The 16,412-nt window shown below is 68.6% G+C and carries 16 protein-coding genes and 1 riboswitch; of the genes, 12 read left to right on the top strand and 4 right to left on the bottom strand.

Annotated features, from left to right (window positions below):
- Window positions 1–5 precede the first annotated feature (5 nt).
- From KY49_RS04715 to KY49_RS04700, 4 genes are all read left to right on the top strand, one after another.
- The gene (locus tag KY49_RS04715; protein ID WP_042583562.1) at window positions 6–896 is read left to right on the top strand and encodes an ABC transporter permease; all 891 of its coding nucleotides are present in this window, start codon (window positions 6–8) and stop codon (window positions 894–896) included.
- Between the two features lie 22 nt (window positions 897–918).
- Complete coding sequence (locus KY49_RS04710; RefSeq protein WP_042583561.1) at window positions 919–1,950, top strand: ABC transporter ATP-binding protein; 1,032 nt, start codon at window positions 919–921, stop codon at window positions 1,948–1,950.
- Window positions 1,951–1,991: 41 nt separating this feature from the next.
- Window positions 1,992–2,816, top strand: a complete 825-nt coding sequence (locus tag KY49_RS04705) for a phosphodiesterase (protein ID WP_042583560.1) — start codon at window positions 1,992–1,994, stop codon at window positions 2,814–2,816.
- Between the two features lie 139 nt (window positions 2,817–2,955).
- On the top strand, window positions 2,956–4,158 hold the full coding sequence (locus KY49_RS04700) for an MFS transporter (protein WP_042583559.1): 1,203 nt from the start codon (window positions 2,956–2,958) through the stop codon (window positions 4,156–4,158).
- A gap of 22 nt (window positions 4,159–4,180) precedes the next feature.
- On the opposite strand, the gene KY49_RS04695 is transcribed toward KY49_RS04700, so the two are convergent.
- Complete coding sequence (locus tag KY49_RS04695; protein WP_042583558.1) at window positions 4,181–5,338, bottom strand: EamA family transporter; 1,158 nt, start codon at window positions 5,336–5,338, stop codon at window positions 4,181–4,183.
- Between the two features lie 529 nt (window positions 5,339–5,867).
- Between KY49_RS04695 and KY49_RS04690 the strand changes: the two genes are divergently transcribed.
- The 3 genes from KY49_RS04690 to KY49_RS04680 all read left to right on the top strand — a co-directional run bounded on the left by KY49_RS04690 (window position 5,868) and on the right by KY49_RS04680 (window position 8,500).
- Window positions 5,868–6,206 carry a type II toxin-antitoxin system RelE/ParE family toxin gene (locus KY49_RS04690; RefSeq protein ID WP_442854614.1) on the top strand — a complete coding sequence of 113 codons (339 nt, stop codon included), beginning with the start codon at window positions 5,868–5,870 and terminating at the stop codon, window positions 6,204–6,206.
- On the top strand, window positions 6,203–6,484 hold the full coding sequence (locus KY49_RS04685) for a helix-turn-helix domain-containing protein (protein ID WP_042583556.1): 282 nt from the start codon (window positions 6,203–6,205) through the stop codon (window positions 6,482–6,484). Before KY49_RS04690 ends, KY49_RS04685 begins: the two co-directional genes overlap by 4 nt.
- 294 nt (window positions 6,485–6,778) lie before the next feature.
- The gene (locus KY49_RS04680; RefSeq protein WP_042583555.1) at window positions 6,779–8,500 is read left to right on the top strand and encodes a methyl-accepting chemotaxis protein; all 1,722 of its coding nucleotides are present in this window, start codon (window positions 6,779–6,781) and stop codon (window positions 8,498–8,500) included.
- A 44-nt stretch (window positions 8,501–8,544) separates the two neighbouring features.
- Here the strand turns inward: KY49_RS04680 and KY49_RS04675 are convergent, their stop codons facing one another.
- The 3 genes from KY49_RS04675 to KY49_RS04665 all read right to left on the bottom strand — a co-directional run bounded on the left by KY49_RS04675 (window position 8,545) and on the right by KY49_RS04665 (window position 10,365).
- Window positions 8,545–9,333, bottom strand: coding sequence for a molybdopterin-dependent oxidoreductase (locus KY49_RS04675; RefSeq protein WP_042583554.1), 789 nt, complete (start codon window positions 9,331–9,333; stop codon window positions 8,545–8,547).
- A 27-nt stretch (window positions 9,334–9,360) separates the two neighbouring features.
- On the bottom strand, window positions 9,361–9,993 hold the full coding sequence (locus KY49_RS04670; RefSeq protein WP_042583553.1) for a cytochrome b/b6 domain-containing protein: 633 nt from the start codon (window positions 9,991–9,993) through the stop codon (window positions 9,361–9,363).
- Window positions 9,994–10,098: 105 nt separating this feature from the next.
- Window positions 10,099–10,365: a pentapeptide MXKDX repeat protein gene (locus KY49_RS04665; protein ID WP_042583552.1), complete on the bottom strand. Its 267-nt coding sequence runs from the start codon at window positions 10,363–10,365 to the stop codon at window positions 10,099–10,101.
- Between the two features lie 257 nt (window positions 10,366–10,622).
- Window positions 10,623–10,740, top strand: a riboswitch (TPP riboswitch).
- A gap of 75 nt (window positions 10,741–10,815) precedes the next feature.
- On the opposite strand from KY49_RS04665, the gene thiC reads away from it, so the two are divergent.
- The 5 genes from thiC (at window position 10,816) to KY49_RS04635 (ending at window position 16,406) form a co-directional block, all read left to right on the top strand.
- Entirely contained in the window at window positions 10,816–12,747 is a 1,932-nt protein-coding gene (thiC, locus tag KY49_RS04655) for a phosphomethylpyrimidine synthase ThiC (protein WP_042583550.1), read from the top strand.
- Between the two features lie 239 nt (window positions 12,748–12,986).
- The gene (locus KY49_RS04650) at window positions 12,987–13,199 is read left to right on the top strand and encodes a glycine zipper 2TM domain-containing protein (RefSeq protein ID WP_042583549.1); all 213 of its coding nucleotides are present in this window, start codon (window positions 12,987–12,989) and stop codon (window positions 13,197–13,199) included.
- A 287-nt stretch (window positions 13,200–13,486) separates the two neighbouring features.
- Entirely contained in the window at window positions 13,487–13,738 is a 252-nt protein-coding gene (locus tag KY49_RS04645; protein ID WP_042583548.1) for a hypothetical protein, read from the top strand.
- Window positions 13,739–13,871: 133 nt separating this feature from the next.
- Window positions 13,872–14,786: a DMT family transporter gene (locus KY49_RS04640; RefSeq protein ID WP_042583547.1), complete on the top strand. Its 915-nt coding sequence runs from the start codon at window positions 13,872–13,874 to the stop codon at window positions 14,784–14,786.
- 339 nt (window positions 14,787–15,125) lie between these two features.
- Window positions 15,126–16,406 carry an EAL domain-containing protein gene (locus KY49_RS04635; protein ID WP_042583546.1) on the top strand — a complete coding sequence of 427 codons (1,281 nt, stop codon included), beginning with the start codon at window positions 15,126–15,128 and terminating at the stop codon, window positions 16,404–16,406.
- The last annotated feature ends 6 nt before the right edge of the window (window positions 16,407–16,412 follow it).

Genomic DNA, 16,412 nt, shown 5'->3' with positions numbered 1-16,412 from the left:
ATTCGATGCATTCGCTTTCCGATTCCTCCGCGCCGTCGCCCGCCCCCACCCGCGCGAACGGCGCCGCGCGGCGCGCGCCGCGCGTGTCCGGCGCACGCGCGATCGCCGCGCTGCAATGGCTCGTCACGCTGCTGCTGGGCGCATTCCTGATCGTCCCCGTCGTGATGTCGGTGCTCGCGGGGCTGACCGTCAACTACTTCCGCGGCCTGTCGAGCGGCCTCACGCTGCGCTGGCTCGAACAGGTGTGGCAGCAGTATCACGGCTCGGTCGTGCTGTCGCTCGTCGTCGCGTTCGCGACGCTCGCGATCGTGCTCGCCGTCGGCGTGCCGGCCGGCTACGCGCTCGCGCGCAGCAAGGGCCGCTTCGCACGCGTGATCGAGGAAGCGCTCGTGCTGCCGGTCGCGCTGCCGGGGCTCGCGTCCGCGCTCGCGCTGCTCGTCGTCTACGGCGGCTTCACCGCGTTCCGGATGAGCCTGTGGTTCATCGTCGCGGGCCACGTCGTGTTCACGCTGCCGTTCATGGTGCGCGCGGTCGCGGCCGTCGCGGCGGGCGCCGACCTACGCACGCTCGAGGAAGGCGCGGCGAGTCTCGGCGCGTCGTTCGTCACGCGCTTCGTCACGATCGTGCTGCCGAACCTGCGGCCTGGCATCGTCGCGGGCGCGCTCGCGGTGCTCACGCTGTCGATCGGCGAGTTCAACCTCACGTGGATGCTGCACACGCCCGACACCAAGACGCTGCCGGTCGGGCTCGCCGACACCTACGCGTCGCTGCGCCTCGAAGTCGGCAGCGCGTACACGATCCTGTTCCTGCTGATGACGCTGCCGCTCCTCGTCGCGATGCAGTGGCTCGGCGTCGATCCGTCCGGCACGCGCGCGGTCAAGCGCGCGAAACGTTGAACCGGCTGAACCCGTGGCCCATATGAAACTCGATTCGATCCCGATCACCCTGACCCGCTGCGCGAAGACCTTCCGCGGCACCCGCGTGCTCGAGCCGCTCGACCTGTCGATCGGCGCGGGCGAGACGCTCGTGCTGCTCGGGCCCTCGGGCTGCGGCAAGACCACGACGCTGCGCCTGATCGCCGGCCTCGACACGCCGGATGCGGGCGGCGTGATCCTGTTCGGCGACGACGACGTCACCCGGCTGCCGATCGAGCGCCGCCAGGTCGGCATGGTGTTCCAGAACTACGCGCTGTTTCCGAACCTGACGGTGCGCGGCAACGTCGGCTACGGACTCAGGATTCGCAAGACCGAGCCGCGCGTGCTGTGCGAGCGCGTCGACGACCTGCTCGCGATGATGCGGCTCGACGCGCACGCGGAGAAGCCGATCGACCAGCTGTCCGGCGGCCAGCGCCAGCGGGTCGCACTGGCGCGCGCACTGGCGGTGCGGCCGCGCGTGCTGCTGCTCGACGAGCCGCTGACCGCGCTCGATGCGAAGCTGCGCGACGCGCTGCGCCGCGAGATGAACGCGCTGCTGCGCGAGCTGGGCGTGACGACCGTCTACGTGACGCACGACCAGGCCGAGGCGATGGAGCTCGGCGACCGCATCGTCGTGATGAGCGCGGGCCGCATCGAGCAGATCGGCACGCCGCGCGACATCTACTACCGGCCCGCGAACCGCGCGGTCGCGCAGTTCATCGGCACGCTGAACCGTATTGCGGGAGAATGGAAAAATGGTGCGCTCGTGACGACGGGCGGCGCGCTCGTCACGCCGCACGCCGCCGACGAATGGTTCTTCCGGCCGGAAGACGCGCAGCTCGCCGATCCCGCGCACGCGCCGCTGCGCGGCGCGGTCAGCGGCTGCGCGTTCCTCGGCGAGCGTACCCGGCTCACGATCGAGCACGCGGCGCCCGACGCGCTCGTGATCGACGTGCCGGGCCGCATCGAGCTCGCGCGCGGCACGGCCGTCGGCATCGCGATCGCGGCCGACGGGCTGATCGCGCTCGGTGCGTGACGCACCCCACTTTCGACAAAAACACGATCCGAGGAACGACGATGTTGCTTGCCCAAATCAGCGATCTCCACATCAAGCGGCCCGGTCAGCTCGCCTATCAGCGCGTCGACACGGCCGCCGCGCTCGCGCGCTGCATCGCGCGCCTGAACGCGCTCGAACCGCGCCCCGACGCGGTGCTCGTCACCGGCGACCTGGTCGATTTCGGCCGCGACGACGAATACCGTCACCTGCGCGACCTGCTCGCACCGCTCGAGATTCCCTATTACCTGATGGTCGGCAACCACGACGACCGCGCGGCCCTGCGCCGCGCGTTCGCCGATCGCCCCGAATGGCAGGACGGCGAGTTCGTGCAGTACGCGTTCGACGTCGGCGCGGTGCGCGTGCTCGCGCTCGATTCGCAGGTGCCCGGCGCGAGCGCCGGCGACCTGTGCGACGCGCGTCTCGCATGGCTCGCAGCGCAGCTCGACGCCGCGCGCGACCGGCCCGTGATCGTCGCACTGCATCACCCGCCGTTCGCATCGGGAATCGGCCACATGGATGCGCTGCGGCTCGCGCCCGCCGCCGCCGCGAAGCTCGACGCGCTGCTGCGCGGCTACCCGAACGTCGAGCGCGTGCTGTGCGGCCACGTGCACCGGACGATGTTCGCGCGCTTCGGCGGCACGATCGCGTCGGCCGTGCCGGCGCCCGCGCACCAGGTCGCGTTCGACCTGCGCGACCACGCGCCGTCGGCCTTCCGGCTCGAGCCGCCCGCGTTCGCCGTGCATCGCCATACGCCGGATGCCGGCGTGATCACGCATCACGTATACGTCGACGAAGGCGACGGCCCGTATCCGTTCTACGAGCCGACGGGCGAGCTCGTCGACTGAGCACGGCCGCGCAAAGCCGCGGCCGGCACGTTTCGCACGGCTCCGGTATCATCGGCTGCCCCGACCGATGCCCGGCGCACGCCGGCGCCAGCCGCCGCGCCCGCGCGGGTCACGTCGTATCCGAGCGCCCCGTATCGCCATGTCTTCCATCGCCCCCGACCGTCCGACCGACGCCGCCTCGCCCCACTATTCGCGCAGCCTGCTGTTGCTGCTCGCGACGATCGCGGGCGTATCGGTCGCGAACATCTACTACAACCAGCCGCTGCTCGACAGCTTCCGCGCGGCGTTTCCGGACCACGCGTCGTGGATCGGCGCGATACCGACCGCGACGCAGCTCGGCTATGCGGCCGGGATGTTCCTGCTCGCGCCGCTCGGCGACCGCTTCGACCGCCGCCTGCTGATCCTGCTGCAGATCGCCGGCCTGTCGATCGCGCTGGTCGCGGCGGCCGCCGCGCCATCGCTCACGGTGCTCGCCGCGGCGAGCCTCGCGATCGGCGTGCTCGCGACCATCGCGCAGCAGGCGGTGCCGTTCGCCGCGGAAATCGCGCCGCCCGCCGCGCGCGGGCAAGCGGTCGGCACCGTGATGAGCGGCCTCCTGATCGGCATCCTGCTCGCGCGCACGGCCGCCGGCTTCGTTGCCGAATACTTCGGCTGGCGCGCGGTGTTCGGCGCGTCGGTCGCGGCGCTCGTCGCGCTCGCCGCGGTGATCGTGCTGCGCCTGCCGAAGAGCTCGCCGACGTCGACGCTGCCGTACGGCAAGCTGCTCGGCTCGATGTGGCATCTCGCGGCCGAGTTGCGCGGGCTGCGCGAAGCGTCGCTGACGGGCGCCGCGATCTTCGCGGCGTTCAGCGCGTTCTGGCCGGTGCTCACGCTGCTGCTCGCCGGCGCGCCGTTCCATTTGGGGCCGCAGGCGGCGGGCCTGTTCGGCATCGTCGGCGCGGCGGGCGCGCTCGCCGCGCCCTATGCGGGCCGCGTCGCCGACAAGCGCGGGCCGCGCGCGATCATCTCGCTCGCGATTGCGCTGGTCGCGCTGTCGTTCGTGATCTTCGCGCTGTCCGGCGCGAGCATCGCCGGGCTCGTGATCGGTGTGATCGTGCTCGACGTCGGCGTGCAGGCCGCGCAGATCTCGAACCAGTCGCGCATCTATGCGCTGAAGCCCGACGCGCGCAGCCGCGTCAACACGGTGTACATGGTGTGCTATTTCATCGGCGGCGCGCTCGGCTCGTCGGCCGGCGTCGCCGCGTGGCGCGCCTTCGGCTGGACCGGCATGTGCGCGGCGGGGCTGGCGTTCGCCGCGCTCGCCGGCGCGAGCCATCTTCGGGGCGGCAAGCGCGGCGGCTAAGCCGCAGCCGCGCGTGTCGCCGTCATGCGTCGGCCGCCGGGGCGCCGGGCACCGGCTTGACGCTCGACGCGGGCGCTGACGCATAGGTCGCCGCCGGCGTCGGCTCGGGTGCGGACGTCGGCATCGTCGGCTGCGTCGATGCAGGCGCTGACGTCGACGTCTTTACAGGCGCCGGCGCCGTGGCGGACTCCGGTGCGGATGCGGTGGACGCGGTCACGGGCGTCGAGACGCTCGCCGACGCCGTCTGCGACACGCGCCGCCGCGCCGGGTCGAACACGAACGACAGCCCGACGCTGCCGAGGATCGCGACCGTCGCGATCACGGTCGCCATCGTCACGGGCTCGCCGAGCATCAGCGCACCGATCGCGACCGCGACGATCGGGTTCACGTACATGCAGCTGCTCGCGATGATCGGGCTCGTATGACGGATCAAGTAGCCGTATGCGACGTACGCGGCCATCGTGCAGAACACCATCAGGTACAGGAACGCGAGCACCGGCCCCGCCGCGAGGTGCTCGATGCGCTCGCCGAGCAGCCACGCGGCGAGCGTCGACATCAGGCCGCCGAGGCCGATCTGCAGCGACGTGGACAGGAACAGGTCGGACGGCAGCTTGAGCCGCGTCGACAGGTGCGCGCCGCCCGCCCAGAACAGCGCGCCGGCCAGCACGCAGATCGTGCCGAGCGCCGAGTTCGTGGCCGCCGCGCCGCCCGAATTCAGCACGAGGATGCCGACCATCCCGAGCGCGACGGCCACCCATTCGCCCTTGGTCACGGGCCGCCCCGCGACGGCCGCGATCACGGTCGCGAACAGCGGCACCGTGGCGACCATCACCGCGGCCGAGCCGCTGCTGACCGTGCGCATCCCGAGCGCGATCGTGCCGGACGACAGCGCGACGAGCATCGTGCCGACGATCGCCGTGTTGCGGATCTCGACGAGCGTCGGCCATTCCGGCTTGCGCCGCAGCGCGAAGATGAACAGGCCGATGCCGCCGAGCAGGTTGCGCAGCCCCGACAGCAGCAGCGGCGGGAACGACTGCAGCGCGAAGTGCAGGCTGCTGTAGGTCGAGCCCCACACGAAGTAGATGAATACGAGCGCGAGCACGACGCGTCCGCCGCGGCTTTGCGGCAGGCGGATCGGGTGGCGGGCGAAGAAATCGAGGAGACGGTCGAGCGGCGTCATCGTTCAGCCTGCCCGCACGGCGCGCCGCGTGCTCCGCTGAAGGACGCCGGAAGGACCGGCAAACGGCCCGGGCAGGACCAGGACGGCGGGAGCGAACGTGCGGAACGACATGACGATGCGAACGGCGACGAAGTAAGCCGGCGGAGCCGGCGGCAGAGGGACAGAAAACGCGCGCCGCCGCAGCGGTAGCGCATGCTCGGCATTATGGCATCAAGGATTCGAAAGCAACTTCAGACCTGACTGAAAGGCAATCGACTGACGTTTCGGCGCGACAGTTTTTTCGGTCGCGACGCACCGTCATCCGGCATCCCTGCGGCCGGAATCGCCACGTCCGGCGGCCGGATGCGGGTGTCGAACCCGCCCCTCTCCCCTTCGGCCAACAACGCACTTTATCGACTGCGCCGAGGCTATCGTCACGATGCGGTGCGCTTGCGCGTCGCACGCACGCCGATGCTGCTTCATGACGGAGCGGCATTCATCCGACTCGTTCCACGCTTTCAATCAATACAAAATTTTGTATAATTCACTCATGCCTGCTCCCAGGCCCGTCGTATTCCTCGGGAGCGCCCTCGACGACTTGCGTGCCTTTCCGTTGGCCGCGCGGCGCGAGGCCGGTCACCAGATCGACCAGGTGCAGCGAGGCCAGGCACCTGACGACTGGAAGCCGATGACCACGGTGGGCCGCGGCGCGCGCGAGATTCGCGTGCGCGATGCAAGCGGCGCATTCCGGATCATCTACGTCGCGACCTTCGCCGACACCGTATACGTGCTTCATTGCTTCCAGAAGAAAACGGAGCGAACCCGCCACGCAGACGTGGCATTGGCCACCTGGCGTTACCGCGACATGTTGATGGAGTTGAAGCGATGACCAAGCAACACTTTTCCAGCGTCTGGGACGCGATCGAGGACACCCCGGCGGAAGCCGAGAACATGAAGCTGCGTTCCGAGCTGATGATGGCGCTCAAGCACCACATCACGCGGATGGAAATCAGCCAGGCACAGGCCGCGAAGCTGTTCGGCATCACTCAGCCGCGCGTGTCCGACCTGATGCGCGGCAAGATCAACCTGTTCGGGCTCGACACCCTCGTCAACATGGCGACCGCCGCCGGCCTGCGCGTCGAAATGCACGTGCGCGAATCGGCTTGACGCGCGGCGCGCGCGTTCCGGGTCGACAGCTTACTCGATCGAACGTGCGCCAAGACATGACATTACATATTCGAAAGTCGTTTCGACAGTTTATGAAAGACTGTTGACTGACGTTTGCTCGCGACATCGAATATTTGATCCTGTTGGTTCAATTTTCCTAATGAACCGATTCCCGTTGCCGTATACCCGGCCATCACCCCCGCCCACATGATGGGATTTCAGCTTAATAAACTGACAAATGCGTCGATGCGGGCCCGGGAAGCAACAAGGTCTTTCTCAAATGGGTAGCTGGGTATGAACAAGCTGACAGGCACCATCAAGCTCAAGATCGCGATCGCATTCGGCGCTTGCGTGATCGTGATGATCGCAATCGGACTAGGAGGAATACGGGGGCTCGCCAGGCTGAGTTCCGACATGAGTGCGATGTACACCGACAGCACCGTGCCGATCGAGGACCTGGCGAGCACCCAGGCGGGCGCACTGCAGATGCGCCTCGGCCTGGCGCAACTGGTCACGACGCGTGACGCGGCCGACGTGAAGAACCTCGCCGACCGCATCCGCGAGCGCGAGAAAAAGATGCTGGCCGCGTGGAACGACTACTACCCGGCGAAGGTGACGGCCGCCGAAGAACGCAAGCTCGCGGACCGCATCGCCGGGCAGCTCGGCGATTTCCGCGCGCTCGCGTCGACCGCGCTCGGCGCGGCAGAATCGGGCAACGCCGACGCAACGGCGGCGGCGATCGACAAGATCCGCCCGCTCGGCACCGCGCTCACCGACAGCATCGACGAGGACATCGCGATCAACGCGAAGCAGGTCAAGGATTCGGCCGACCAGGGCAACGACACGTTCCACACGCTGCTGTGGGCGTTGCTCGGCATCGTCGCGATCGGCGTGGCTGCCGCGATCGGCGCATGGCAGTACCTGCAGCGCGCGATCACGCAGCCGCTCGGCATCGCGATGAACACCGCGCAGCGCATCGCCGAAGGCCATCTCGAGAACGCGATCGAGATCCGCACGAACGACGAATTCGGCCGCCTGCTGGTCGCGCTGCGCCAGATGGACACGCATCTCGCGGAGATCGTGCGCGGGATCAAGGCGTCGAGCGAATCGATCTCGGTCGCGTCGAGCGAGATCGCGGCCGGCAACATGGACCTGTCGTCGCGCACCGAGGAACAGGCCGCGTCGCTCGAGGAAACCGCCGCGAGCATGGAAGAGCTGACCGCGACGGTCAAGCAGAACTCGGAAAACGCGCGCCAGGCGACGACGCTCGCGACCAATGCGTCGGAGGTCGCCGACAACGGCAGCGAGGTCGTGCAGCGAATGCTCGTGACGATGACCGAAATCAGCGCGAGCTCGTCGAAGATCGCCGACATCACGGGGCTGATCGAAAGCATCGCATTCCAGACCAACATCCTCGCGCTGAACGCCGCGGTCGAGGCCGCGCGCGCCGGCGAACAGGGCCGCGGCTTCGCGGTCGTCGCGGGCGAGGTGCGCAGCCTCGCGCAGCGCGCGTCGAGCGCCGCGAAGGAAATCAAGGAGCTGATCCAGCGCTCGGTCGAGACGGTCCGCGACGGCTCGGCGCAGGCGGAAGCGGTCGGCCGCACGATGGGCGACGTGCAGCAGGCGATCCGCCGCGTCGCCGACATCAACGCGGAGATCTCGGCCGCGTCCGACGAGCAGAGCCGCGGGATCGAGCAGGTCAACATCGCGGTCGGCCAGATGGACGAAGTCACGCAGCAGAACGCGGCGCTCGTCGAACAGGCGTCCGCCGCCGCGCAATCGCTCGAACAGCAGGCCGGGCAGCAGAAGCGCGCGATAGCGGTGTTCAAGCTCGCCGACGGCGGCGCGGCCGCGCCGGCCGCGGCAGTCAAGGCGCACGCTCCCGCACCGCGCGCAGCGGCTGCGCGCCCGGTCGCGCGGCGCGTCGCCGCCCGTCCGGCGCCGGCACCCGCGGCTTCGCCAGCCGCACCGGCGCTCGCCGCGGCAGGCGGCGCGGACGACTGGGAAACCTTCTGACCGGCGCACGTGGCGCGCGGCACACACCGTGCGCCGCGCGGCGCTTACGACCCGCCGAACCAGTTGTACCCCTGGTCGACCCAGTACCCGCCCGGATACGTGTTGGTCACGAAGATTTCCATGATGTGCTTCGGGTTCTTGTAGCCGAGCTTGGTCGGCATCCGCAGCTTCATCGGAAAGCCGAATTCGGGCGGCAGGCGACGCCCGTCGTACTCGAACGTCAGCAGCGTCTGCGGATGCAGCGCGGTCGGCATGTCGATGCTCTCGTAGTAATCGTCCGCGCATTTGAAGCCGACGTACTTCGCGCTCGTATCCGCGCCGACGCGCCGCAGGAACGCGCCGAACGGCGTGCCGCCCCAGCGCCCGATCGCGCTCCATCCCTCGACGCAGATGTGCCGCGTGATCTGCTCCGCATGCGGCAGCGCATACAGCTCGTCGAGCGTCCACACGCGCTTGCCGCTCACGCGGCCGGACAGCGCGAGCCGGTACGTCGCCGCATCGACGTGCGGCACCTCGTCGATCCCGTAGTACGCATTGAACGGGAACGGCCGCGTCAGGTCCGCTTCGGTATAGGTCGGCGCGAGCCGGTCCGGGCTGAACAGCCATGCCTGCACACGGTCGTTCATCCGCGACACCTTCTCGAGAAACGCGTTGACCGACGCATCGTCCTGCAGCGTGCAGCCGGACAGCATCGCGAGGCCGCCGAGCGTCAGGATGCGGCGATTGAACAGGCGCCGCGACGGCATCGCGAGCTCGCGCCGCACGTCGAGCGCGAGCGATTGCCGGTCGAGCGTCCAGCGCGCACGCGCGCGCGTGTCTTCGGGTTCGGACATGATGATCTCCTTGGTCGCGCGGGCCGCTCAGCGGCCGCGCAGCATCGCGAGCAGCGAGCGCGGCACCAGCAGCGCCATCGCGACGTGCACGACGAAGAACGCGACGAGCACCGACATCGCCCAGAAATGCACGACGCGCGCGCTGTCGTAGCCGCCGAGCAGCATGCGCAGCAGCGGAAACTGCACCGACTTCCAGATCACGAGACCGGACAGCACCAGCACCACGAGATCGACGATCGCGGTCAGGTAGGCCGCGCGCTGCACCGCGTTGTAGACGCTCAGGTCGTCGTGCGACAGCTTGCCGTGCAGCGCGGCGCGCAAGTCGCGCCACACGGCGGCCGGCGTGACCGGCCAGAACTTGCGCGCGAGGCGCCCGGTCGCGATCGCCATCGTCAGGTAGAAAATCCCGTTGCCCGCGAGCAGCCACATCGCCGCGAAATGCCATTGCAGCGCACCGCCGAGCCAGCCGCCCAGTGTGATGCCGTGCGGGAACACGAACGGCGGATAGATCGGCGACGCATCGTAGATGCGCCAACCGGACAGCACCATCACGATCGCGGCGAGCGCGTTGAGCCAGTGGCACACGCGCACCCACGGCGGGTGGATCGAGCGCGCGGGCGGCGTCGCGGCCGCCGGCCCGGTGGCGTGAACGGTTTGCATGATGACGACTCCTCCAGTGGCGCGGCTGCCGCGCCGGCCGGGCGGCGCCCGCTGTCGCGAACGCATGACCGGGCGGGCGGCACGTGCCGCGCGCGAACCATCCCGTCAGTTGGACGGGCTCATCTTGTCGTCCTGCTTCGGCTTGCCCATCTCGTCGTGCGACATGGCGCCCTTCTTCATCGCGTCTTTCTTCATCGCGTGCTTCTTCATGCCGTCCTTCTGCATCCCTTCGTCCTTCGACATCGCTTCGTGGCCCATCGCGTCCTTCGACATCGGCGCCTGGTCCTTCGACATCGCGTCGTTCTGCGCATAAGCGCCCGTCACCGCGAACGCAAGGCCGGCGACGCAGGCTGCCATCAGTGTTTTCTTCATGACATCACTCCAGTACATGGGTTTAAGGAGCCGAATAGACGGACGACGCGGCGCCATATGACAGGCCGTCGCGAAATTTTTTTTGCGACGCGCGCAGCCGCGCGATGCTGCGCTGCGCCGTCGTGTCCGCGCGGCCGCCGCCCCCTTGCTCGGCGCGCGCCGTGCCGCCGCCACGCGCCGCGCGATGCTGCGGCCGTGCATCCGGCACGGATCTGTCCCCGGTTGAAACCGCCGCGAAGCCGGTGTATCGTGTGCGCTTGCTAACGCGGGGGTCCTGCAATGCGCCCGGTCAATGAACCGGCAATTGCGGGTGAGAAATACCCTTTGAACCTGATCTGGATAATGCCAGCGCAGGGAAGCGTACGGGCTTCGCCGCCATCCCTCTGACGAAACCCGCCGCCTCACGAATCTCGTCTCCTGCTTAGCGAGCGCCCCACATCAGGAGATCGCATGAACGCCAATCCGAAGTTTCTGTCCGCCGACGCGCACGTCGACGCTGCTGCCGTCGCGCCGCTGCCGAATTCGCGCAAGATTTACGTGACGGGGTCGCAGCCCGACATCCGCGTGCCGATGCGCGAGATCACGCAGTCCGACACGCCGACCGGCTTCGGCGGTGAAAAGAATCCGCCCATTTACGTCTACGATACGTCGGGCCCGTACACAGATCCAGAAGCGAAGATCGACATCCGCGCGGGCCTGCCCGCGCTGCGCCAGCGCTGGATCGAAGCGCGCGGCGACACCGAGACGCTGTCGGGCCTCACGAGCGAGTACGGCCGCGAACGCGCGGCCGACCCGGCCACGGCCGACCTGCGCTTCCCGGGCCTGCACCGCCATCCGCGCCGCGCGCAGGCCGGCAAGAACGTCACGCAGATGCACTATGCGCGCCAGGGCATCATCACGCCGGAAATGGAATACATCGCGATCCGCGAGAACCAGCGCCGCGCCGAGTACCTGGAAAGCCTGAAGGCGAGCGGCCCGAACGGCGCGAAGCTCGCCGCGATGATGGGCCGCCAGCATGCGGGCCAGGCGTTCGGCGCCGCCGCATTCGGCCCCAATGCGCTCACCGAGATCACGCCGGAATTCGTGCGCTCGGAAGTGGCGTGCGGCCGCGCGATCATCCCCGCGAACATCAACCACCCGGAGTCCGAGCCGATGATCATCGGCCGCAACTTCCTCGTGAAGATCAACGCGAACATCGGCAACTCGGCCGTCACGTCGTCGATCGGCGAGGAAGTCGACAAGATGACGTGGGCGATCCGCTGGGGCGGCGACACGGTGATGGACCTGTCGACCGGCAAGCACATCCATGAAACGCGCGAGTGGATCATCCGCAACAGCCCGGTGCCGATCGGCACGGTGCCGATCTACCAGGCGCTCGAGAAGGTCAACGGCAAGGCCGAGGACCTGACCTGGGAGATCTTCCGCGACACGCTGATCGAGCAGGCCGAGCAAGGCGTCGACTACTTCACGATCCACGCGGGCGTGCGCCTGCAGTACGTGCCGCTCACCGCGAACCGGATGACGGGCATCGTGTCGCGCGGCGGCTCGATCATGGCGAAGTGGTGCCTCGCGCATCACAAGGAAAGCTTCCTGTACGAGCACTTCGAAGAGATCTGCGAAATCATGAAGGCGTACGACGTGAGCTTCTCGCTCGGCGACGGCCTGCGCCCCGGCTCGATCTACGACGCGAACGACGAAGCGCAGCTCGGCGAGCTGAAGACGCTCGGCGAGCTCACGCAGATCGCGTGGAAGCATGACGTGCAGGTGATGATCGAAGGCCCGGGCCACGTGCCGATGCAGCTGATCAAGGAAAACATGGATCTGCAGCTCGACTGGTGCAAGGAAGCGCCGTTCTATACGCTCGGGCCGCTGACGACCGACATCGCGCCGGGCTACGACCACATCACGTCGGGCATCGGCGCCGCGATGATCGGCTGGTTCGGCACCGCGATGCTGTGCTACGTGACGCCGAAGGAGCACCTCGGCCTGCCGAACAAGGACGACGTGAAGGAAGGCATCATCACGTACAAGCTCGCCGCGCACGCCGCCGACCTCGCGAAGGGCCACCCGGGCGCGCAGGTGCGCGACAACGCGCTGTCGAAGGCGCGCTTCGAGTTCCGCTGGGAAGACCAGTTCAACCTCGGCCTCGATCCGGACAAGGCGCGCGAATTCCACGACGAAACGCTGCCGAAGGATTCGGCGAAGGTCGCGCACTTCTGCTCGATGTGCGGCCCGCACTTCTGCTCGATGAAGATCACGCAGGACGTGCGCGAGTTTGCGGCGCAGCAAGGCGTGTCCGAAACCGAAGCGCTGAAGAAAGGGATGGAGGTCAAGGCCGTCGAGTTCGTGAAGACCGGCGCCGAGATCTATCACCGGCAATGAGCGTCCCAATGGGCGTTCAATAAGCGCCGGATCGCTCCGCGATGCACGAAGCCCGCTTTCGAGCGGGCTTTTTTGCGCACGTTGCGTACCCGCCGGCATCCGGGAAACAAATCATTACGAAAGCGCGAACGCTCTAACAAGTCCTTACAGCAGCCGCCCGGAGCGGCGCGTAGATTGGTTTCAAGCGCGGCCACCGATCGGTCGCGCGTCCTCCGTTCACAACATCAAGGACAACGACCATGAAATCGATCCGACGTATTGGGGTGTACGCACTGCTCGTCGCGACGATGGCCAGCCTGACGGCGTGCGACTCGATGACGAGACGTCAACGCGACACGGCCATCGGCGCGGGCGTCGGCGGTGTCGCCGGTGCGGCGATCGGCGGCAATGCGCTGTCGACCCTCGGCGGCGCGGCCGCCGGCGGCATCATCGGCAACCAGATCGGCAAGTAAGCCCGCCGCGCCCTCGCGGCGCGCGGGCTGAGCCGGACCGGACGGCGCTACCCGCCTGCGGCAGCGCCGTTTTCGCATGCGCGCCGGCGGCGTGGGCCGCGTGGAGGACGGTGCGATGCGGAGTACGTAGCATCTTGTGCATTGCGCAATGCGATGTCCGCCGCGGTTCCCGCAGCGGTTTCCGTACCGGTACGCGAAATGATCCGTTACCGTTTTGCATACCCTGTCACGCTCACGCAGCCTAAGCTGAAGCATCGGCGCTTCGCCTGTCTCGCCGGGGAGACATCATGACCAGAACCTTCGTCGCAGCGGCGCTCGCGTGCGCGTCTCTCGCCGGCTGCTACTACCCGTACGGCTACTATCCGTCCGGCTATTACACGGCGGCGCCCGTCCAGCCCGCGCCGGTGTACGTCGAGCCCGCGCCCGCCTACTACTATCCGGCGCCCGCCTATGCGCCGGCCTGGGGCGGCTGGTGGGGGCCGGCGGTATCGCTCAATTTCGGCTTCGGCGGGCGCGGCGGCTGGCATCATCACCACTGACGGCCGCGCGCGACGGCTCGCGAGCCGCCGCCGATCTGCCGCTTCTTGTCATTTCATCCGATCGTGAAACGTCGGCCGGGATGCGCGGTGTAAGATGCAACGCATCCCCTTCCCTGCTTCCGCGTCACGACCGATGTCACCCAAAAATGCCTGCCTGCTGACCGTGCTCGCCGCCCTGTGGGGCGCGTCGTTCCTGTTCATCCGAATCGGCGTCGCCGAGTTCGGCGTCGCGCCGCTGATGGTGCTGCGCGTCGGCATCGGCGCGCTGTTCCTGCTCGGGCTCGCGCTGACGCGCATTGCGCCCGCCACGCTCGGCGCGCAACTGCGCCGCCATGCATGGCCGCTGTTCGTCGTCGGCGCGCTCAACTCCGGCGCGCCGTTCTGCCTGTTCGCGTTCGCGGAACTCACGCTGTCGGCCGGCGTGACGTCGGTGATCAACGCGACGACGCCGCTGTGGGGCGCGCTCGTCGCGTACCTGTGGCTGAAGGACAAGCTGTCGCTGCCGCGCGCGCTCGGCCTCGTGATCGGCTTCGCCGGCGTGCTCACGCTCGTCTGGGACCAGGTTGCGAGCGCGCGCGGCGGTGCCGGCGCGGGCGCGACCGCGCTCGCCGCAGCCGCGGCGCTCGGCGCAACGCTGCTGTACGGCATCGCGGCCAATTACACGAAGCGCAAGCTGACCGGCGTCGACCCGCTCGTCAACGCGACCGGCAGCATGATCGGCTCGACGGTGCTGCTGCTGCCGTTCGCGATCGCGACCTGGCCGGCCGCGCCGGTCGGCGCGCACGCGTGGGGCGCCGTCCTCGGCCTCGGCATCGCGTGCACGGGCATCGCATATTTCATTTTCTTCTATCTGATCGCGCACGTCGGGCCGGCCCGCGCGATCACCGTGACGTTCGTGATTCCGGTGTTCGGCCTGCTGTGGGGCGCGCTGTTCCTCGGCGAACACGTGTCGGCCGTGATGCTCGAAGGCTGTGCGATCGTGCTTGCCGGCACGGCGCTCGCGACCGGCGTGATCAAGCGGCTGCCGGGCATGCGGCCGGCGACCTGACGAACGCGCGGGCGTCGGCCCGGCGCGATGCCCGCCCGGATGCGAACCGGACGCGCCCGCATGGGCGCGTTTTTTGCATTCGCGCCGCCGCTCCCGCATCACGGTTTTCGCCGATCCATGTCGATGCCGCCGCGCGCCTTCCCGCCGGACCGGGTTGTACGCGCAGAGCGTGTGGAGTTACCCTGATACGCCAACCGGGCGTATCCCGCTACACTCGGAACACTTATCCGCAGGAGGCGGCCAAGATGGACCTCGTTCTACCGCGCCTGCCTGCGCGCGCGGCCGCTTCGGCGGCCCGCCGCGACACTGCGCTGCCACTCGTCCCGGGGCGCCGCTGACATGCCGCAGACCCGTGGCCTTTCACTCGAATCCCTGCTCGAACGCCTCACGCCGACGCCCAGCGGCTGGGTGACCGACTATCGCGGCGTGACGCTGCGCAGCGTGTTCCAGCCGGTGCTGTCGATCACGCACAAGCGCGTCGTCGGCTATGAAGCGCTGCTGCGCGCCGCCGATGCGAACGGCGAGACGCTGTCGCCCGGCGCGCTGTTCGACAAGGCGCACGGCGACGCCGACGCGCTGCTGCTCGACCGGCTCGCCCGCTGCCTGCATACCGCGAATTTCGTCGCGCAAGGCATCGGCGACGGCTGGCTGTTCCTGAACGTGACGCCGCGCGTGCTCGATTCAGGCCTCGTGCAGCGCGAGTTCGTCGAGTTGCTGTGCAAGCATTTCGCGTTGCCGCCGAACCGTGTCGTGCTCGAGGTCGTCGAGCAGCCGTCGCGCGACGAAGCCGCGCTCGCCCGCACGATCGACATGATCCAGCACCGCGACTTCCTGATCGCGATCGACGATTTCGGCACCGGCTTCTCGAATTTCGACCGGGTGTGGCGCGCGAAGCCCGACATCGTCAAGCTCGACCGCTCGCTCGTCGAGCGCGCGACATGGTCCGCCGACGACCGCCGCATCATGCATCACCTCGTGTCGATGCTGCATCAGGCCGGCGCGATGGTGCTCGCGGAAGGCGTCGAGAGCGACGACGCGCTGCAGGCGCTGATGGAAGCGGACATCGATTTCGTGCAGGGCTTCCAGCTCGGCCGGCCCGACCCGTCGATCGCCCGCGCGAGCGCGGCGGCGCCCGCGCTGCTCGATGCCGCGTGGAAGCGCTTCATCGCCCGCCGCCACGCGCAGACGAGCGCCGCGCAGCCGGGCTTCGATGCGATCGAACGGCTCGTGCTCGCCGGCGCGGCCGCGTTCGCCGCGAGCGGCGACCTGCACAACGCCGCGCAGCGCGTGCTCGTGATGCCGTCGGCGCGCCGCGTGTTCGTCACGAACGAGATCGGCGAACAATTCCTGCCGTCGATCAGCGCGCAGCCCGACGAGCGCAATCCGGTCACCACACGCCTTGCGCCGCTCTTCCCGGAAACGCACAGCAACTGGTCGCGGCGCCCGTACTTCCAGCGCGCGATCGCCGCGCCGGGCCGCGTCGCGCTGATGGGGCCGCACTTCTCGCTGACGGAAGGCCGCGATTGCTATACGGCCGCCGTCGCGACCCGCGTGCACGATCGGCTCGTCGTGTTCTGCGTCGACTTCGTGCTCGACAGCGCGGGCACGATCATGCGCTGACGACGC

This window comes from Burkholderia sp. MSHR3999 (assembly GCF_000833595.1).
In the GTDB taxonomy this organism is placed as follows: domain Bacteria; phylum Pseudomonadota; class Gammaproteobacteria; order Burkholderiales; family Burkholderiaceae; genus Burkholderia; species Burkholderia ubonensis.
This window is presented reverse-complemented; position numbering and strand designations above follow the sequence as displayed.